General features: G+C 67.3%; 17 protein-coding genes and 1 riboswitch. Of the genes, 1 reads left to right on the top strand and 16 read right to left on the bottom strand.

The window, feature by feature from the left end:
- Positions 1–4: 4 nt before the first annotated feature.
- Positions 5–814 (top strand): sulfite exporter TauE/SafE family protein, encoded by an 810-nt coding sequence (locus tag GOAMR_RS14310; RefSeq protein WP_005189075.1) that lies wholly within the window; start codon positions 5–7, stop codon positions 812–814.
- Here the strand turns inward: GOAMR_RS14310 and GOAMR_RS14315 are convergent.
- The 16 genes from GOAMR_RS14315 to GOAMR_RS14390 all read right to left on the bottom strand — a co-directional run bounded on the left by GOAMR_RS14315 (position 811) and on the right by GOAMR_RS14390 (position 19,377).
- Entirely contained in the window at positions 811–2,811 is a 2,001-nt protein-coding gene (locus GOAMR_RS14315; RefSeq protein WP_005189082.1) for a YhgE/Pip domain-containing protein, read from the bottom strand. The genes GOAMR_RS14310 and GOAMR_RS14315 overlap by 4 nt on opposite strands.
- Positions 2,811–3,530 (bottom strand): ATP-binding cassette domain-containing protein, encoded by a 720-nt coding sequence (locus tag GOAMR_RS14320; protein ID WP_138943744.1) that lies wholly within the window; start codon positions 3,528–3,530, stop codon positions 2,811–2,813. The genes GOAMR_RS14315 and GOAMR_RS14320 overlap by 1 nt, the downstream gene beginning before the upstream one ends.
- Before the next feature lie 195 nt (positions 3,531–3,725).
- On the bottom strand, positions 3,726–5,120 hold the full coding sequence (locus GOAMR_RS14325; RefSeq protein WP_005189089.1) for an NAD(P)/FAD-dependent oxidoreductase: 1,395 nt from the start codon (positions 5,118–5,120) through the stop codon (positions 3,726–3,728).
- Positions 5,121–5,141: 21 nt separating this feature from the next.
- Positions 5,142–5,222, bottom strand: a riboswitch (ZMP/ZTP riboswitch).
- Positions 5,223–5,293: 71 nt separating this feature from the next.
- Entirely contained in the window at positions 5,294–5,677 is a 384-nt protein-coding gene (locus tag GOAMR_RS14330; RefSeq protein ID WP_005189092.1) for a helix-turn-helix domain-containing protein, read from the bottom strand.
- A gap of 333 nt (positions 5,678–6,010) precedes the next feature.
- Positions 6,011–6,715 carry a helix-turn-helix domain-containing protein gene (locus tag GOAMR_RS14335; RefSeq protein ID WP_005189095.1) on the bottom strand — a complete coding sequence of 235 codons (705 nt, stop codon included), beginning with the start codon at positions 6,713–6,715 and terminating at the stop codon, positions 6,011–6,013.
- Positions 6,716–6,735: 20 nt separating this feature from the next.
- Positions 6,736–7,923: an NAD(P)/FAD-dependent oxidoreductase gene (locus tag GOAMR_RS14340; RefSeq protein ID WP_005189098.1), complete on the bottom strand. Its 1,188-nt coding sequence runs from the start codon at positions 7,921–7,923 to the stop codon at positions 6,736–6,738.
- Between the two features lie 11 nt (positions 7,924–7,934).
- A complete protein-coding gene (locus GOAMR_RS14345; RefSeq protein ID WP_005189101.1) occupies positions 7,935–9,266 on the bottom strand; it encodes an FMN-binding glutamate synthase family protein in 1,332 nt (443 codons plus the stop codon).
- Positions 9,267–9,422: 156 nt separating this feature from the next.
- A complete protein-coding gene (locus tag GOAMR_RS14350; RefSeq protein WP_005189104.1) occupies positions 9,423–10,142 on the bottom strand; it encodes a GltB/FmdC/FwdC-like GXGXG domain-containing protein in 720 nt (239 codons plus the stop codon).
- A gap of 29 nt (positions 10,143–10,171) precedes the next feature.
- Positions 10,172–11,068 carry a class II glutamine amidotransferase domain-containing protein gene (locus GOAMR_RS14355; RefSeq protein ID WP_005189106.1) on the bottom strand — a complete coding sequence of 299 codons (897 nt, stop codon included), beginning with the start codon at positions 11,066–11,068 and terminating at the stop codon, positions 10,172–10,174.
- A gap of 128 nt (positions 11,069–11,196) precedes the next feature.
- Positions 11,197–12,558, bottom strand: a complete 1,362-nt coding sequence (gene glnT / locus GOAMR_RS14360; protein ID WP_005189109.1) for a type III glutamate--ammonia ligase — start codon at positions 12,556–12,558, stop codon at positions 11,197–11,199.
- A gap of 354 nt (positions 12,559–12,912) precedes the next feature.
- A complete protein-coding gene (locus tag GOAMR_RS14365) occupies positions 12,913–14,256 on the bottom strand; it encodes an ammonium transporter (protein ID WP_005189111.1) in 1,344 nt (447 codons plus the stop codon).
- A gap of 58 nt (positions 14,257–14,314) precedes the next feature.
- Positions 14,315–15,352 carry a heme-dependent oxidative N-demethylase family protein gene (locus GOAMR_RS14370; RefSeq protein ID WP_005189114.1) on the bottom strand — a complete coding sequence of 346 codons (1,038 nt, stop codon included), beginning with the start codon at positions 15,350–15,352 and terminating at the stop codon, positions 14,315–14,317.
- Positions 15,349–16,344 (bottom strand): PDR/VanB family oxidoreductase, encoded by a 996-nt coding sequence (locus GOAMR_RS14375; protein WP_005189115.1) that lies wholly within the window; start codon positions 16,342–16,344, stop codon positions 15,349–15,351. Before GOAMR_RS14375 ends, GOAMR_RS14370 begins: the two co-directional genes overlap by 4 nt.
- The gene (locus GOAMR_RS14380) at positions 16,341–17,882 is read right to left on the bottom strand and encodes a heme-dependent oxidative N-demethylase family protein (protein WP_005189118.1); all 1,542 of its coding nucleotides are present in this window, start codon (positions 17,880–17,882) and stop codon (positions 16,341–16,343) included. Before GOAMR_RS14380 ends, GOAMR_RS14375 begins: the two co-directional genes overlap by 4 nt.
- Positions 17,879–18,841, bottom strand: coding sequence for a PDR/VanB family oxidoreductase (locus GOAMR_RS14385; RefSeq protein WP_005189120.1), 963 nt, complete (start codon positions 18,839–18,841; stop codon positions 17,879–17,881). The genes GOAMR_RS14380 and GOAMR_RS14385 overlap by 4 nt, the downstream gene beginning before the upstream one ends.
- Positions 18,838–19,377 carry a dimethylamine monooxygenase subunit DmmA family protein gene (locus GOAMR_RS14390; protein WP_005189123.1) on the bottom strand — a complete coding sequence of 180 codons (540 nt, stop codon included), beginning with the start codon at positions 19,375–19,377 and terminating at the stop codon, positions 18,838–18,840. Before GOAMR_RS14390 ends, GOAMR_RS14385 begins: the two co-directional genes overlap by 4 nt.
- Between the last annotated feature and the right edge of the window lie 2 nt (positions 19,378–19,379).

A 19,379-nucleotide genomic window follows, 5' to 3' on the forward strand; every position in this document is an offset into this window, starting at 1 on the left:
GAGCATGACGATCGCCGAAATCCTCGCCGTCTTCGCCGCGGGCCTGGGTGCGGGCGCCATCAACACGCTCGTCGGCAGCGGCACCCTGATCACCTTCCCGACGCTGGTGGCGTTCGGTTACGCACCGGTCACCGCGACCATCTCCAACGCGATCGGCCTGGTCGCGGGCGGTGTGTCGGGTACCTGGGGTTACCGGCGCGAGCTGTCGGGGCAGTGGGAGCAGCTCAAGTGGCAGATGCCGGCGTCGTTCTGCGGCGCGCTGGTCGGCTGCTGGCTGCTGCTGCATCTGCCGGAGTCGGTGTTCGAGGCGGTGGTCCCGATCCTGATGGTCGCGGCGTTACTGCTGGTGGTGGCGCAGCCCCGCATCCAGCGGTGGGTGGTGGCCCGTACCGGTTTCGACATCCGCGCCGTCGCCGACGAACGCTCCGACCATCATCGGCTGCCGATGACGCCGGTGCGCATCACCGCGATGCTGACGGCGACGTTCCTGATCGGCATCTACGGCGGCTATTTCACCGCGGCGCAGGGCATCATGCTGATCGCGGCGCTGGGCATCATCGTCCCCGACGACATGCAGCGCATGAACGCGGTCAAGAATCTGCTGTCGCTGATCGTGAACGTGGTGGCCGCGGTCACCTACACGATCACCGCGTTCGACCGGATCAGCTGGGCGGCGGCCGGGCTCATCGCCGCCGGCTCCCTGATCGGCGGCGTGCTGGGTGCCCGCTATGGCCGCAGGCTCTCCCCCACCGCCCTGCGTTCGATCATCGTCGTCGTCGGCCTCATCGGCCTGGTCCGCCTCCTGTTCAGCTAAACCTCTATCGGCGGGTACAGCCGGTCCATCGTGTACACCCGGTTGCGGCGCGCCGCCCACGCACTGACCGCGAGCGCCGCCAGCAACAGCCCCAGAAGCACCGCGATCGCGATCGGCAGCCGTTCGTCGATACCGCCGTTGATGAGCTGGCGCATCCCGTTGACGGCGTAGGTCATCGGGTCGAACGGGTGCAGGAACTGGAACGGTTTGGCGGTGGTCTCCACCGGATAGATGCCGCCCGACGACACCATCTGCACCATCAGGAACGCCAGCGTCAGCACGCGACCCACGGGTATCCCGAACACCGCGTTGAACATCTGGATGATCGCCAGATAGGTGGCGCCGATGAGCAGCACGAACGCGATGGTCCCGGTGACATGCGCGACGTCGAGGCCGAGCAGCAGGTGCACCACCGCGTACATCACGACGCCCTGACCGGCGGCGATGAGCAGGGCCGGCCAGTAGGAGCTGAGCACGGTGCGGATGACGCCGACGCCGTTGACGATGGGCCGTGACTGCAGCGGTTTGAGGATCATCCAGATCAGCATCGCGCCGATGAACAGCGCCAGGGTCATGAAGAACGGCGCGAACCCGGACCCGAAGTTGGGTGCCTCGTTGTGGTGGAACATGTCCAGCGCCACGGGCGCCGACAGCGTCTGCGCGGTCCCGAGCCGCTGCTGGTCGCTCCACTTGGGTACCTGTTTGGCCCCGTCATCGAGTCCGGCGGCGAGTTGTTGTGCGCCCGCCTTGAGTTGCGGAGTGCCCGCGGCGAGCTGCCCGGCTCCGTCGGCGAGTTGCTGCCCGCCGGCGGCGAGCTGGGTCAGCCCCCCGGCCAGGGTGTCGACGCCGGTCTTCAGTTGCGCCGACCCGTCGCGCAGCGCGGTGACCTGGGTGCCGAGTTGCCCGCTTTCGAGCATGGCCAGCATCGATTGCAGGCCCGGATTCGACAGCTGCGATGTCAACGTCGTGCTGGTCTGTTTCAGCTGGTTGATCTGGGCGGTGGTCTGCGGGGTGAGACCCTGGGTGGAGAGGAAGGTCGCCACCGGGGCAAGGGTTTTGGCCGCTTCCCGGACCGCCGGATTGGGATCGAGTCTGAGGAAGGTGATGATCTGCCGTACCGACCGGTAGGCCTCGGACTGTGCCGAGCCCGCGAAGGACAGCCCGTTGAGTATCGGCTGCAGTTGTGTGCTCAGTTGTTGCGCCTGGGTCAGATACGACGACGGTGTGACGCCCGAGCTCTGGATCTGGTTGATCACCCCGAGCAACGGCCCGGTTGCCGACTCCACACCGGCGGCGAGTTGTGTTGCCCCGGACTGTAACTGGGCACCGCCTTCGCGGGCGGTCGTGAGATTTTCCGAGAGCAGCTTGGCACCGGCGGACAGTTGCTGGGCGGCCGAGTCGGCCGTATCCAGTCCGGCGGCAAGCTGTTTCGATCCGGCCGCCGCCTTGTCGATCCCCTTGCCCGCGGTCGTCAGCCCGACGAGCACCTGGTCGACGGACTGCTGCCCGATGGTGGAGCCGACCTTGTTGAGCACCTCGCGGGCAGCGTTCTGCCCGATGACACTGGCCAGGTAGCTGTTGGCGTCGTTGAAGGTGAACTGCAGCAACGCCTTATGCGGATTGTCCGTGGTTGGCGAGACGACGGCCTCGGAGAAGTCCTCGGGCAGGGTGATGGAGAAGTAGTATTTGCCGTCGGCCACGCCGCGCCGCGCGTCCTCGGCCGACATCTCGGTGAGGTTGAGCTGTCCCGACGTCTTCAGCGCCTCCGCCACCTGATCGCCGGCGTTGAGTTTCTTACCGCCGTTGTCGGCGCCCTTGTCGAGGTTGACCAGCGCGGCGGGCATCTTGTTGACCTCGCCGAACGGATTCCAGAACGCCCACAGGTACAGGGCGCCGTACAGCAGCGGCAACAGCACCATGGTGATGACGGCGATGCGTGGCAGCGTGCCCCGCGAGTACCGCCTGATCTCGGTGCCCAGCGACATTCCGGCCAGCATCAGCGACCACCTTCCCGGGTTGCGTCGATGTGGTCGATGATGAGTTCGTGCTGCATCAGATTGGGCACGTGTGTCTGGGTGTGCCAGCCGGCTTCGGCCGGCAGCGGGTTGGCCGAGGCGGTGATGACGGTCTGCCGCGCGCCGAGCGCGACGAGCCGGTCCACCAGCAGCACCTGATCGCGGGCGTTCGCCACCTGGTCGATCGCCCCCACCACCAGCAGCGGCGGGTTCTTGGTGTTGCCGAGCGCGATCCTCAGCAGCAACCCGTCGAGTTCGGGGAGTTCCTCGACGTACTCGTCGAGTCCGGGCAACGGCAGGTCACCGAACACCGGGCCGCACACCCGCCGTAGGTCGTCGGGCCGGGCCCTCCCCACCAGCGTGTACCAGGGCGCATCCCAGCGCAGCTGTTCGGTCAGCAGGTCGACGACGCGCACCGACTCGTAGATGGAGTCGAGTCCTTCGACGCCGACCATCCCGGACCTGCGGAAGATACCGCGGGGCGCGGACTCGCCGAGCACGTCGAGGTGGCCGCTCTTGACCTTCATCCGCCCGGCCAGCGTCATCAGCAGCGCGGTGCGGCCACTGCCGGCGGGACCGACCAGCACGTTCAGTCCCCCTTCGGGGATGTCGAGGTCGACGGGCCCGTATACCGGCCCCCACGGCCCCGACTGGGTGATCGCTCGTGCGGTGATCGCCGACGCGGCCATCAGCACCTCCATTATCTGATCGCAGCTGACGACATTCACTATCGCGCATCACAGGTGCCCCCCGCCGGTTAAAGCCCCCACTGCCGGTTGAGGTGCGAGGTCGCCCTGCGACCGAGCCTCGAAACCCCGTGAGCTGACATTGTCGTCTCCCGGGGTTTCGAGGCTCGTCGCTCGCGCTCCTTGCGCCTCAACCGGCAGTGGGTGAGGTCAGGCTACTTCTTTGCCTTCACCTGAACGTTGTTCCAGCCGCGCGATCGCCGACCGCCCGAACACCTGCTGTTCGGTGATGGCGAGCTGGCTGCGCGAGCGGGTCGTGAACGCCAGGGTCCAGTCGATGAACGTGGTGAACCGGCTGCGGTGGCCCACCAGGTACATCAGGTGCAGGAACAGCCAGCCGAGCCAGGCGAGGAAGCCGGCGATCTCGATCTTCTTCTTGGTGCCGGGGATCGGGATCTGCGCGACGGCACTGAGCCGGGCGATGGTGGCCATCGACCCCTTGTCCCAGTAGCTGAACGGTTTGCGGGATTGCGCTGTGGCGCCGGACAATCCGGCCTTGATCGCGTCGGTGGCGTACCGCGCGCCCTGGATCGCGCCCTGCGCCATGCCCGGCACACCGTCGACAAAGGCCATGTCGCCCACCACGAATACCTCCGGGTGACCCGGAATAGTCAGGTCGGGAAGCACTTTCACGCGGCCGGCCCGGTCTAGTTCCACCTCGCTCTGCGCTTCGAGCTGCTTGCCGAGCGGGCTGGCCGAGACGCCGGCCGACCACACCTTGCACTGGCTCTCGATGCGGCGGGTGGTGCCATCTGAGTCTTTGACGACGAGGCCGTCGTAGTCCATGTCGACGACCATCGCGCCGAGCTGCACCTCGACGCCGAGCTTGGCCAGCTTCTCGGCGGCCTTGCGGCTGAGTTTGCCGCCGTACGGGGGCAGCACGACGGGCGCGCCGTCGAGCAGGATCACCCGCGCGGTGGTGGAGTCGATGTTGCGGAAGGTGCCCTTGAGCGTCTTGCGCGCCATCTCGGCGATCTGCCCGGCCATCTCCACGCCGGTGGCACCGGCGCCGACGACGACGAAGGTCAGCAGCCGGTCACGTTCTTCCGGGTCGTCGGACAGTTCGGCCTGCTCGAACGCCCCGAGGATGCGTCCGCGCAGTTCGAGGGCGTCGTCGATGGTCTTGAGACCGGGCGCGAACTCGGCGAACCGGTCGTTGCCGAAGTACGACTGCCCGGCGCCGGCGGCGATGATGATGCTGTCGTACGAGGTGGTGGTGACCCGTTCGAGGAGCCGCGAGGTGACCGTCTTGGCGCTGATGTCGATGTCCTCGACCTCACCGAGCACCACGGTCAGGTTCTTCTGCTTGCGGCGCACCACGCGGAAGGGCGGTGCGATCTGTCCTTCGGAGATGATGCCGGTGGCCACCTGATACAGCAGCGGCTGGAACAGGTGGTGGGTGGTCTTGGCGATCACGGTGACGTCGACGTCGGCCTTGGCCAGTTCCCGGGCGGCGGTGAGACCGCCGAATCCGGAGCCGATGACGACGACGTGGTGGCGTGCGGTTGTGGTCGCTTGTGCGGGCGGTGTTGCCGCTGCGGACATGGGCGCATCCTTTCGGTCCATCGTCGGCACCCAGGCGGTCGATGCCGTCGTCGATAAACGCTCCATGCCGGTACTCCGGCTACGCCAGTCGCACTGCCGATGCTAATACACAGGCGACCGCCCACGCACCCGCCTTTACGGGATGTGTGGGCGTGACACCAGGCACGAATGTCTCAGCGGACGACGGACACCACGGGCGTGGTCACCAGATCGTCGTCATCCTCCTGCGCCCCGAAGTCGAGCTTGCAGGCGATGTCGTCGAGGGTGCAGTAGCCGTCCTCGACGGCCCGGATGAGCAGGGCGATCTTGGTGCCCGCGGGCCGCCCGGCGTCGCGGTATTTGGACCGGATCCGGGCCAGATGCGTGCGCACGGTCGCGACGGTGACGAACAACCGCTCGGCCACCTCCACCTTGGTGTCACAGACCAGCCAGGTCGACAGGATCTCGACCTCGCGAGCACTGAGCCTCGGCGTGGCCAGGCCAGGGCGCGGCACGGGGCCGGCCGCCACCGGTGCCGGACCGGTCATGAGTTCATCGGTCACGAGCCAAGCAGTCATCTGTTTCTCCTACATTCAGTATCGACACCACCGATCGCGCTGATTCGCTTCAGCAATCTGGTGATGTTCGAACGTAAAGCACCCCGCCGCGATCCTGAATATATGCCAAGAAGCAGTCACCCGTACAGACGAATAATCGTGCGACACCAGCACTGGGGGCACGGTTACCCGGGCTAATCGCATTTCGCCGAAAATTAGGGTCTTTCGGCACTTTTCGCAGTTTCAGGCTTGTGATGGAACCCGCGGATCCGCACCTGTAACGCTCACCTGAGAAACGACGATAGACCTCGGCGACACCCGAGTCGATAGCCCGCTTGATCGACTGCCGATTCGTTACACAGCCGAGTCGGGGAAGGCGATCACTGAGAGGAAGCGCACCGGCAGCTCGATCAGGTCCACGGGTCCGTGCACGCCCTCGCCGTCGAGTTGCATCGAGTCGCCCGGCGAGAGCCGGTACACCGAGCGACTGTGCGCGTAGTCCATGACGCCCTCGAGCATGTAGAGGAACTCGGTGCCGGGGTGCTGGAACAGCGGCTGGGTGACCGACTTCTCGGTCAGCGTCACCAACAGGCACTCCAACCGCTTGTGCTCGCCGCGCAGCGAGCCGAGCAACTCGTACTCGTGGCCCTCCCGCGAGCCCTCACGCACGATCTCCGCCCCCTCGCCGGCCTTCACGTACACCGCCGATCGTTCGACGTCGGCGCCCCGGAACAGCGAGGTCACGGCCACGTCGAAGGCAGTGGACAGCCTGGCCAGGGTGCTCAGGCTGCACGAGGTCTGCGCGTTCTCGATCTTGGACAGCATCGCCTTGGAGATGCCCGCCTTGGCAGCCATGTCGCCGACGGACAGCCCGGCCTGCAGCCGCAGCCTGCGCACGTTACGGGCGATGGCCGTCTCCAGTTCGAGTTCCTCGACGGGCTGGTCGACGGTGCGTTCTCGCGCGGTGCCCGACTGGTTGCGGATCAGCGCCGCGGCGGCAGCGGCGTCGATCAGTTCTGCGTCCTGATGCGTTTCGACGGTGCTGTGGTCGGCTGTCATCGGGCCAAGGATAGTCGCAGCTACCGCATCTCCCCCGCCCCCACATACGGGAAGCGGGTGGTGAGCAGGTCACCCTCGGCGAACCGGGAGAACCGGAAATCGGTTTCCGGGATCCGCGGGTCACTGCTGCGTCCGTCGATGACGAGGTCGGCGGCCAGGCGTCCGACGGCCGGCGAGATCTTGAACCCGTGGCCGCTGAATCCGGCGGCGATCACCAGCCCGTCCAGCGGCCCCTTCGAGATGATCGGGTTCCAGTCCGGGGTCACGTCGTAGCAGCCGGCGTAGCTGCTGGAAATGGCGGCCTCGGTCCAGCCGGGGAAGCGGGTCCCCACCTTCTCGACGGTCAGGTCGATGAACTCCTCGGTGGCCCGGTTGAGGTACGAGTCGGGGTCGGCGATCTCCAGTTCGGCCAGGTCACTGTTGCCGAAGAGGATCTCCCCGCGCACGTCGGGCCGCACGTACTGCAGCGACACCAGGTCCGAGAACACCGGCACCGCACCGAGTTCCACACCCGGGTCGATCATCACGATCTGTTCGCGGTGCACCTTGATGGGCACGTCGATGCCGTACGGCGCCAGGAACGGCGCGGTCCACGCCCCGGTGGCCACGACGACGGTGTCCGCCGAGATCGTCGATCCGTCGGCAAGCGTGACACCCGTGACGTTGTCGCCCTCGACCACCAGCCCGGTGACCGTCGCGCCCTGCTTGATGCGCACCCCGGCCGCCCGTGCCGACGTCGCGAACGCCTGCGCGGTCTGATAGGCGTCGCCGTAGCCGCCACGCTGTTCCCAGCCGAACGCCGCGAACGGTTCGAGGTCGGCACCCGGCCACATCCCGGCCACCTCGGACTTGTCGATCTCCTCGGTCTGCACACCCACCTCACGCTGCGCGGCAAGGCTGTTGCGCATGGCCTCGACGTTGGGTTCGCCGACCCCGACCACATAGCCGGTCTGCCGGAACCCGATGTCGGTGCCGAAGATCTCCTCGGCCTTCTCGAACACCTCGAGCCCGTAGGCGGCCATCGCGGCCAGCGAACTGACCCCGTAGTGGCAGCGGACGATGCCCGACGACTTGCCGGTCATCCCCGAGGCGACGGTACCGCGTTCGCACACGACCACATCGGTGACGCCACGCTCAGCGAGCGCCCACGCCGTGGCGGCCCCCTCCAGGCCACCGCCGACGATCACCACGCCCGCCGTGTCTTTCACAGGGGTATCCGTCACAGCCCGGCCCCCGGGATCCAGGAGGTGCCGGCCAGCGGCACCCGCGCCATCGCGGCGGCCTCGATCGAAATCGCCACCAGGTCCTCGGGTTCGAGGTGCTGCAGGTGCGCCTTGCCGCAGGCGCGGGCAATGGTCTGGGCCTCCATCGTCATCACACGCAGGAAGTTGGCCAGGCGACGGCCACCGTCGACGGGATCGAAGCGGGCCGCCAGTTCCGGGTCCTGGGTGGTGATGCCGGCCGGGTCCTTCCCGTCCTGGAAGTCGTCGTAGAAACCGGCGGCCGAGCCGATCTTCTCGTACTCCTCGGCGTAACGGGGATCGTTGTCGCCCAGGGCGATCAGTGCGGCGGTGCCGATGGCGACGGCGTCGGCGCCCAGCGCCATCGCCTTGGCCACGTCGGCGCCGTTGCGGATACCGCCGGAGACGATGAGCTGCACCTGCCGGTGCACACCGAGTTCCTGCAGCGCCTGCACGGCCTGCGGGATCGCGGCCAGCGTGGGGATGCCGACATGTTCGATGAACACGTCCTGGGTGGCGGCGGTGCCGCCCTGCATGCCGTCCACCACAACCACATCCGCGCCCGAGTGCACGGCGAGCTTGACGTCGAAGTAGGTGCGGGTGGCGCCCACCTTCACGTAGATGGGTTTCTCCCAGTCGGTGATCTCGCGCAGCTCGTTGATCTTGATCGCGAGATCGTCCGGGCCGGTCCAGTCGGGGTGCCGGCAGGCGCTGCGCTGGTCGATGCCCTCGGGCAGGGTTCGCATCCCGGCGACGCGCTCGGAGATCTTCTGCCCCAGCAACATTCCGCCACCGCCCGGCTTGGCACCCTGACCGAGCACGACCTCGATGGCGTCGGCCTTGCGCAGGTCGTCGGGGTTCATCCCGTACCGCGACGGAAGATACTGGTACACCAGGTGTTTCGACTGCCCGCGCTCCTCTGGGGTCATGCCGCCGTCGCCGGTGGTGGTGGAGGTGCCCACCTCCGACGCGCCGCGCCCGAGGGCCTCCTTGGCACCGGCCGACAGCGCACCGAAGCTCATGCCGGCGATGGTGACCGGGGTGTCCAGATGCAAGGGGTACTTGGCATTCCGGGCGCCCAGCACCACATCGGTGCCGCACTTCTCCCGGTACCCCTCCAGCGGGTACCGCGACATCGACGCACCCAGAAACAGCAGGTCGTCGAAGTGCGGCAGCGCGCGCTTGGCGCCCCACCCGCGAATATCGTAGATACCGGTCTGCGCGGCCCGCTGAATGGCGGCGATGGTGTTGCGGTCGAAGGTGGCGGACTCCCGCAGCCCGCGCTGTTCCACACTCAGTTTGTCAGTCATTTCTCAAAGTCCTTAAGTATCCCCTCGCCGGTTGAGGTGCGAGCTTGCGAGCCTCGAAACCCGGTGAGATTGCGATGTCCTGTCACGAGGTTTCGAGGCTCGTCGCCAACGCTCCTCGCACCTCAACCGGCGGGTGGGGCCGACCGGCGATGAACCTCAGTAGGCCGAGGCGTTGTCCACCTTGAAGTGGTACAGCGTCCGCGCCGACCCGTACCGGGTGTACTCCCCCGGATCGTCGTCGCCGAACCCGGCGGCCTGCAGCAGTTCGGTCAGCTCCTTCACGTGCTCCTCACGCATCGGCTTGGCGATGCAGTCCGCGCCCAGCGAGGCGACGGAACCGCGCACATACAGCCGGGTCTCGTAGATCGAATCCCCCAGTCCGTCACCGGCATCGCCGCGGATCACCATGCGGCCGGCCTGCGCCATGAACGCGCTGTTGTGGCCGACGTTGCCGCCGATGACGATGTCGACGCCCTTCATCGAGATACCGGCACGCGCCGCGGCATCGCCTTTGACCACGAGCAGCCCGCCGTGGGCGGTGGCGCCCGCGGACTGCGAGGCGTTGCCCTCGACGATCACGGTGCCGCTCATCATGTTCTCGGCCACGCCGGTGCCGGCGTTGCCCTTGATGAGCACGGTGGCCTGCTGGTTCATCCCGGCGGCGTAGTAGCCGACGTGGCCGTCGATGGTGATGCTGATCGGCTCGTTCACGCCCGCCGCAACGCTGTGGGCGCCGGCCGGATTGGTGATCAGCACCTCGCCGGTGATCGGCCCGTGCAACGTCGAGTTGACCTCACGCAGCGGCGTCACCGCGAGATCGAAACTGTGCAGATTGTCTGTGCCGGCGATCGTGGGCTCGGCGATGGTGTCAGTCACGGTTTGTCTCCAATCGGGATAGGTGGCCGCTAGCGCGTCCAGGCGTAGACGACTTCGGGTTCCGGCTCCCAGATGCGGGCGCTGCCCACACCCGGCAGGTGCGCGAGGGCGCGGAACTCGCTGGCCATGGCCACCCAGTCGTCGGTTTCGGCGATGACGGCGGGCTTGCAGGCGATGGCGTCGCGCACCACGGCGAACGAGTCGTGGTTGGACACCAGCAGCGTGTAGAAGCCGTCGAAGGTGGTGCACACCTCCTTGAGCGCGGTCTCCACATCCTTGCCCTGGGCGAGCTGGTGGGCGACGAAGCGGGCACCCACCTCGGTGTCGTTCTCGCTGTCGAATCCGACTCCGGCGGCGCGTAGTTCGCGGCGGATGGTGGCGTGGTTGGAGAACGAACCGTTGTGCACCAGGCACTGCTCGGGGCCCACCGCGTACGGATGCGCACCCGACGGGGTGACGGCGGATTCGGTGGCCATCCGGGTGTGGCCCACACCCTGCCAGCCCGACGCCCCGTCCAGACCCCACCTCAGAGCCAGGTCACGCGGTGCGCCAACACCTTTGAGGACGGTGAGGTCGGCGCCGAAGCCGGCGATCAGCGCGTCGGGATAGGTGGCCTTGACCACGGCGAGCAGTTCCTCGGACTGCACGGGCGCCGAGATGACCAGCGTCTCGTCGACGAGCTTGGCCTCGACGGTCTGCCCGACGGCGGCGGTAAGTGCCGCGGCGGCGTCGGCCGGGGTGACGTCCACCTCCAGGACGCTGACGCAGCCGTGCCCGGCGGGCGACCAGGCGTCGTTGCCGTAGACGGCGATACCGGCCGAATCGGCTCCGCGGTCCTGCATTTCGCCGAGCATCCGGGCCAGCAGCTCCCCGAGCCGCGGCTCAAGTTCCGGGTTGCGCAGATGCAGTCCGACAATTCCACACATGTCTATGTTCCTTCGAGTTCGTTGATCAATTCGCCGACCACTGCCGGTTGAGGTGCGAGGAGCGCGAGCGACGAGCCTCGAAACCCCGTGAGATACATACGTCCGCAACCACTGCCGTGACGCAGGGTTCAGAACGCCGTGAGGTACTTCTCGACCTCCCACGGCGACACCGCCGAATGCCAGGAGAAGAACTCCTCCCGCTTGAGGTGCGAGAAGTACTCGGACACCTTCTGGGCATCGGCGGGCCAGCCGTCGGGAATGGCGGCGTCGAGCACACCGCTGACGACGGCGTCACCGTCGAGCGCCTCGACCGCGTGCAGCAGGGTAAGCGGTAATTCGCTGATGTGCGCGGGGCAGGTGCCGAGGGCGCCCGGGTCGAGACTGCGCTTGATGCCGTCGAGTCCGGCGCCGAGGGCGGCCGCGATGGCCAGGTACGGGTTGGCCGAGCCGTCGCCGCCACGCAGTTCGAGGCGCTGTTCGTCGGGGACGCGCACGTAGTGGGTGCGGTCGTTGCCGCCGTAGGTGGCGCGGCGTGGTGCCCAGGAGGCGCCGGAGCGGGTGGCGGTGGCACCGGTTCGCTTGTAGGAGTTGACCGTCGGCGCGATGAGCGCCTGCAGGGCGGGGGCGTGTTCGAGAACGCCACCGAGGAAGCCGTAGGCGGTGGGCGACAGCCCCAGACCGCGGTCGTCCTCGCCTCCCGTGCCCGGGAAGACCGGGGTGCCGGCGGAGGTGAGCGAAAGGTGCAGGTGCAGACCGGATCCGGTGCGTTCGGCGAACGGCTTGGGCATAAAGGTGGCCAGCATGCCGCGTTCGGCGGCGAAGGTGCTCAGGATGTAGCGCAGGGTGATGACACGGTCGGCGGTGGTGAGGGCGTCGGCGTACTGGAAGTTCTGCTCGAACTGCCCGTTGCCGTCCTCGTGGTCGTTGGCGTAGTTGCTCCAGCCGAGCTGGTTCATGGCGTCGGAGACGCTGGTGAGGTGGTCGTACATGCGGGTCAGGCCGCGCACGTCGTAGCAGGGCTGGTCGGCGTCGTCGGCGTCGTCCGCGGTCACCAGCCGGCCGTCGGCGGCCTTCTTGAGCAGGAAGTATTCGACCTCGGCACCCACCCACGGCTCGAAGCCGGCGTCGGCGGCGCGGGCGATGAGGGACTTGAGGATGACACGCGGGGCAAACGGCCACGCCTTGCCCTCCACGTGCGGATCGCAGTGGACGATGGCCAGACCCTCTTTGATGAACGGGACCGGCAGGAACGACGACGGGTCGGGAACGGCCATCAGGTCGGGATCCTTGGGTTCCTGCCCGATGGCGCCGACGGCGTAGCCGGCGAATCCGACTCCGTCGGTCGCGAGTTCGTCGACGGCCGAGACCGGCACGAGCTTCGCGCAGGGCTTGCCGCGCAGATCGACGAACATAGCGAGGATGAACCTGATCCTGTGCTTGGCACAGAGGTCGGCGAGTTCGTTGGTGCCTGTCTCGGTGGTGTCTGTCATGGTGGTCTCCGGGAGGAAGGGCCGAGCAGGGTGTCTACTCGGATGAATCAATGTTCACACATAGTAGACACCCGGATTGTTTCGGGTCTGTTACCGACCAGTGAGTTGCTCGTGTCCTTCTTCGTCTCACCAGGTTTCGAGGCTCGCAAGCTCGCACCTCAACCAGCAAGTGGTTGACCGGCCGAGGCACCTCCGCCGCAAGCCACCTCCGCCGGTTGAGGTGTGAGGAGCGCAAGCCACCTCTGCTGGTTGAGGTGTGAGGAGCGCAAGCGACGAGCCTCGAAACCCCGCAAGACGACGATGTCGTCTCACCAGGTTCCGAGGCTCGTCGGGATAACACCTCAGCGAGGGGCGCTACGTGGTGCTTGTCCTGGCCGGTGCCGCCGCATCCATCGTCGCGATCCGGCTCGCCGACGCCGCGGTCAGTCCACCGTGGCCGACACCCGCGGCCGGGATCTCGTAGGCCGACTCGGCATGGATGATCGGGTCGAGGCCCTCCATCTCGGTCTCGTCGTCGACGCGCAGGCCCATCGTCTTGTCGATGGCCTTGGCGATCAGGTAGGTCATGATGAACGAGAACGCGCAGGTGATGGCGATACCGGCGAGCTCGCGCCAGAGGATGTCCCAGTCACCGCCGAGCAGGATGCCGCGCACACCTGCCGGCGCCGACTCGGAGGCGAACAGCACCACGCAGAGGGTGCCGACGATGCCGCCGACGCCGTGGACGGCGAACGCGTCGAGTGCGTCGTCGACCTTGACCTTGCCCTTGAGGCTGAGCAGGAAGGCCACCACGGCACCGGCGAAGATGCCGACGCCGAGCGCGCCGATCGGGCTCATGGCATTGGCCGAGGGGGTGATGCCGACGAGGCCGGAGATGGCGCCGGTCATCAGGCCGAGCGAGGTGACGTGCCCCTCGCGGATCCGCTCGATGACGCAGAAGCCGATCATCCCGGCGCTGCCGGCGAGCAGCGAGTTGACGATCACGAACTGCGCCAGGAAGTTCGCACCGAGCGCACAGCTGCCGTTGAAGCCGAGCCAGCCGAACCACAGGATGCCGCCGCCGAGCAGGGCCATCGGAACGTTGTTGGGGCGCTCGACCTTACGCTTGCGCGAACCGATCACCAGCGCCAGCGCGAGCGCCGCGACACCGGAGTTCATGTGCACGGCGGTACCACCGGCGTAGTCGTGGATCTTGATGTCGTTCAGCAGGAATCCGCCCTGGAAGCCGTCCTCGCCGTCGGCCGAGAACACCCAGTGCGCCATCGGGAAGTACACGAGCGTCAGCCAGATCGGGGCGAACACCAGCCAGGCGGTGAACTTCATCCGGCTGGCGGCGCCGGAGGCCACGATGGCGATGGTGATGGCGGCGAACAGGATGAACCAGCCGGCGAAGTAGATCGGCTGCGTGGTGCCGCTGCCGTCGTCGGCCTGGAAACCCTGCAGGCCCAGGTAGTCGATCGGGTTGCCGATGAAACCACCGCCGATCGAGTCGCCGGAGACCAGGCCGTAGCCATACAGGACGTACAGCACGCTGGTGATACCGAGGGTCGACAGGACCATGGTCATCACGTTGAGAACGTTTCGGGCGCCGACCATTCCGCCGTAGTAGAAGGCCAGGCCGGGGAACATGAGCAGGACAAGCGCGAATGCCGCGAGCATCCAGGCCAGGTCGCCGTTGGCGGCGATCACGGGATCCATAAGAGCTACCTCACGGGGGTTGTCGGTCAGGGGTGCGGGGTTGTGACGTGGTGCGGGTTCAGCGATCCCGCAGGAATGCGACAACGTCGTCGCGGTAGTGCAGAAAGCCTTTGTAGGCGGCGATACTCTCGTCGAGGGTTTCGATGACCAGCGCGAGCTGATCGGCCCACTCCGGGATCCGCTTGACATCGTCGAGCGAGGCCATGAAGGTGCGGATATTGAAGGTTACCGCACCCGACATCGGAAGGCGGATAAAGTGCTCCAGCTCAATTCTGAGCCGGGCACGGCCGAAGTCACGTTCGCCGAGCATCGTGTCGATGTCCGACGACCATTCGGGCAACTCCTCCAGGCTCACGTCGAGCTTGTGCGAGTCGGAGGCCGACAAAGTCCAGTTGACCCGGCGGTACACCTGGTCGGCGGGCAGTCGGCGTAGGAACATCTCGGCACGGTCGACCACCCCGTCGCGGATGAGTCCCGGTACGGGAGCGTGGATCTGGTACATGTCCATTCCCACGTCGAACGAGACGGACCAGGCGGCCGCGAAAGTGACGATGCCGGCGTCGAAGTACAGCCTGCCGTCGCGTTCGATGACCAGCAGCAGGTCGTCGGGCACCTCGCGGGCGAGGAAGTCGAGCGGCCCGCCGGGTATCGACGACCAGTCCCCGAGCGTGAACTCCTGATCGGTGCCGAGAATGTCGTTGCGCCAATGGAATCTGGCCCTGCCGGTATCGGTCGAGCCCAGCTCGTCGAGGTGCATCAGGTCGGGGTAGGACAGCGCCAGGTCGCGCAGGTAGTACAGCAGCAGGTCCCAGCACGCCGGTTCCATGCCGGGCCGCACCCGGGTGCGCGACGGGTCGGCGTCGAGGATGCGCCGACGGTCGGCCATGTGGCTCGGATACTCGGCGCCGCCGAGATCCACCAGGTGCCTGCCCCATTCGCCGCCACGGGTGGGCCGCGGGACGCGGGCCGGCTCGACGTTGACGCTGTAGGAGAACTGTTCCAGCTCGTCGGGGAACGGCCACGGGATGCTGGCCAGATGGTCGACCGGCTGCTCCAGGTATTCCCTTGCCGCCTTGCTCAATTCGGTTGTGGTCACAGGTCCACCTCGATATCGGTTCCGCGGGAGACGCAGCACAGCATGATGTCGCCCGCGGCTCGTTCGTCATCGCTGAGCACCAGGTCGCGGTGGGTGATCTCACCCGAGCGGACCGGGATGCGGCATTCGCCGCACACGCCCTGCCGGCACAGATTTGCCACGGGCACACCGCTTTCGAGCAGTCGCTGCAGCAGCGACACCCCGGCGGGAACCTGGATCTCCGCACCCGTGGAGGCCAGGCGCGCGGTGAACGGTTCACCGGCGTCCTGTTCAGGGGCGGTGAAGCGTTCCAGATGCACCCGCGCCGACGGCCAGCCCGCCTGCGCGGCCAGTTCGGTGTAGGCCTGGAGCAGCGGACCGGGCCCACACGCGTAGGCGTGGGTACCGAATCGTTGCTGCGCCAGCCGTTCCCGCAGCACGGCCACGGTGTCCTCGACACTCTGCGCCTCGAACAGGGCGATGCCGGAACCTGCGGCCATCGCCCGCAGCTCATCGAGGTGCGCGGCATGCCCGGGCCGGTACGAGTACACGATCTCGGCGGTGCCGCCGTCACGGACCAGGGCTTTGGCGTGCGAGAGCACCGGCGTGACGCCGATACCGCCGGCCACCAGCAGCGCGTGCCGCTGGTCGCCGATGGGCGCGAACATCGAACGCGGACCCTCGATCTCGACGATAATCCCGGGTACGAGATGATCGTGCAGCCAGTCCGAGCCACCGCCCTCGCCGCGGCGCAGCACCGAGATGGCATAGCTGGTGGGGTACATGCCGTCGTCGACGAGCGAGTAGGCGTTGCGGTGGCCACCGTCCTCTCCGGTGGTGATGATGATGTGGCTGCCGGGCGCGAACGGGGTGAGCACCGATCCGTCGAGTGCCTCGAACCGGAAATGCTTGATACTGTCGGTCAATTCGGTGATCTCGATGACCCGCATCTCACGCGCCCCGGTCGCATACCCCGGATGCAGATGTCCTGGGGAGACTTCCGCGGTGGTCATGACGACGCCTCCTCCCCCGCCGCCGACGCCAGGAAGCTGCCCAGCCGGGGCGCGTGATGGGCGTGGATCTCCACTCGCCGCGCACAGCCGGGGCACTCGACGACGCCGCCGGGTGCGCCGATGACGCGGTGGGTGTCGCGGCAGTGCGCGCAGTACATCGGCAGATCGCTCAGGTCGGTGACGAAGGCTGTCAGCTCGGCGGAGATCGCCCCCGCGTCGTACGCCCAGGCAAGTGCCGTCATCACGTTGTACTGCGACCCGGTGACCAGAATCCTGCTGCCGGTGCGTAATTCGTTGTACGTCTGACGTAGCGACGCGGCGTCGGCCGCGGTGGTCAGCGAGTCCAGGACCAGTAGCCGGGTCGGGCCGGCGCTTTCGGCGGTGCGCACCCAGGTGCGTGCGGCGTGTGCGGTTCGTGGCTCCTGCCCGATCGACACGATCAGGAACGAAGCCCCGCTCACGTCCACCTCCGGCGGCATCGCCGGCCACTCGGGCAACCCCGGTGATGGAGTAACAGGCTCGGTCACAACAGCTTCGGGCACAACGGACTCACCCGCGGCCGCGAGCCACTGCGCCGCCCGGTCCCGGTACTTGATGATGCCCTTGTAATCGGCCATGTCGTCGGGCAGCTCGGCGAACACCTTCGCTGCCCGCGCCCGCCACGGTTCCACTGTCGCCAGCTCTTCCAGCGGCAGCATGTACGTGCGGATAAGGAACATCAACGCACCGGAGTCGGGCAGGCGGATCAGGTGCTGCACCTCCACCCGCAGGTGCACCAGCCGTCCGAACTCGTCGTCGGGTACGCATCGGATCATCTCGCGGTCGGGCCCCCAGTCGGGGTAGCGCTCGGTGGACACGTCCAGACGACGCCCGATGGTCATGGTCCAGTTGGTGCGCCGGTACGGCTGGTGCGGCTGAAGCCTTTTCAGGAAGTCGTGGGCACGGGTGATCACGCCCTCCTTGCGCACCCGCGGCACCGGGCCGTGGATCTCCAGGAAGCTCATGCCGACGTCGAAGCCGAAACTCCAGTCGGCGGCGAAGGTCACCACCCCGGCGTCGACGTAGAGCTGATCATTGCGCTGGTCGAGCAGTGCGATGTCTTCCTGCACCTGGGAGGTGATGTACGCCAACGGTTCCTGACCGAGCGACGCCTCGTCACCGTACCGGAAGTCCCGGCATTCGCCGAGAAGCTCGTTGCGCCAGCGCCACTCGTCGCCGCCGAGCTGTTCCAGCGACATCTGCCCGGGATAGGCGGTGGCCAGCTCCCGCATCAGCGTCAGCAGGGCGTCCCAGGCCGCGGGCCGCATGTGCGGCAGGACGGCGTGCCGGGTGGGGTCGGCGGCCAGGATCTCGGCGCGTTCGGCGAGTTCGGCGCGGTAGTCATCGTCGATCTCGACGACCGCTGCGCCCCACTGCCCGGCGGCCGTCACATTGGGGCGGGCGGCCGGTTCGACGTTGGTGGAGTAGCGGTAGCGGTCCTCCGGAAAAGGAAAGGGGAAAGCCGCAATTCGCCCACTCATCGGCAGAACGGTGGTCATAGCGGAACCTCCAGGGTGCATCCGGCAGCTGCTCGGGACACGCAGGGCATGATCACGTCGCCCGCGTGCTTTTCCTCGTCACTGAGGTAGTGGTCTCGGTGCAGCGGCGTACCGCTCGTGACCGGGATGCGGCATTCACCGCACACCCCTTGGCGGCACAGGTTGCGGACCTCGATACCACCGGTTTCCAACGCCTCGAGCATGCTGACGCCCGATGAGACACTGAGAATACGGCCGTCCGATCCGAGCCGCACCTCGAACGGTTCGCCCGGGTCGAGGGCGTCGGTGCCGAACAACTCGGCATGGATCCGGGAGCGCGGCCAGCCCCCCACTTCCGCCGCCTCGACAACGCCGTCGATCATGGCGGAGGGACCACAGACGTAGAGGTGGGTGCCGACAGGCTGACCTCGCAGTGCGGTGGCCAGTCGGGAGATGAATGCGTCACGGCTGGTGAAGGTTTCGATCTCACAGTCCGCACCGTCGGACAGTGCGGCGAGGTCATCGAGGTGGGCGGGACTTACCTCGCGGTGGACATAGAGCACCTGGCTGGTGCGCCCCCAGCGGCGTGCGGCGCGCAGGTGCGAGATCATCGGTGTGATCCCGATCCCACCGGCGATGAGCAGGTGTTTGCGGGCGGCGGCGAGCGGCGCGAACGCCGATCGGGGCATGATCACCTCCACACTGTCACCGACCGAGAGTTCGTCATGCAGCCAGCGCGATCCGCCGTTGCCACCGGCCACCCGCAGCACCGAGATGCTGTATTCGGTGGGTGCGGTGCCGTCGGAGGTGAGGCTGTAGGCGTTGGTGCGTTCGCCCGCCCGCACCACCAGGTGGCTGCCGGCGACGAAGGCGGGCAGGGGCGCGCCGTCGGGTGCGGCGAAGGTGAACGAACGGATGTCGCCGGATTGGTCGGTGATGTCGCGCACCACGAGCGTCGCGGCGCCGCCGGCCCAACTCATGTTCCCTCCCTGACGGTTTCGGCATCAACCATGAAGCCGAGGTAGGAACCCTTCCGCCGGGACACGTGGTAGTAGACGAGCAGACCGCGCCCGCAACCGGCGCACGGCACCACGTCGTCGATGCCGGCGTCGGCCGTGGTGGTGGCCCGGCAATGCGAGCAGAACACCTTGATCGGTCCGGACCCGGTTGCCGAGACGTGGATTTCGTCGTCTTCCAGCCCCGCCCGCAGGGCGTGCGCACGCACCGTCAGGCAGTCACCGGCCGGCCCGGCGACGAGCAGCCGCACCCCCACCGTCGACGCCGCGAGCGCCGAATCGAGTGGGGCGAGCGCGTCGTCGGCGGTGTCGGCGGTGATCAGGGTGACCGGAACCGGCCGGCCGACGGCGTCCTGCCACCGGTTGGCCAGTTCGGTCCCCGGCCCGCCGATGCCGGCGACAATATAGGCGGCGCCGCTGCCGTCGGGCAGTTCGGCACCGGAATCATCTTGTACCCGAGCCCATTCCGGGACACTCGAGTATTCGAGCTGGGTGGTCATCG

It is taken from the genome of Gordonia amarae NBRC 15530, assembly GCF_000241345.1.
In the GTDB taxonomy this organism is placed as follows: domain Bacteria; phylum Actinomycetota; class Actinomycetes; order Mycobacteriales; family Mycobacteriaceae; genus Gordonia; species Gordonia amarae.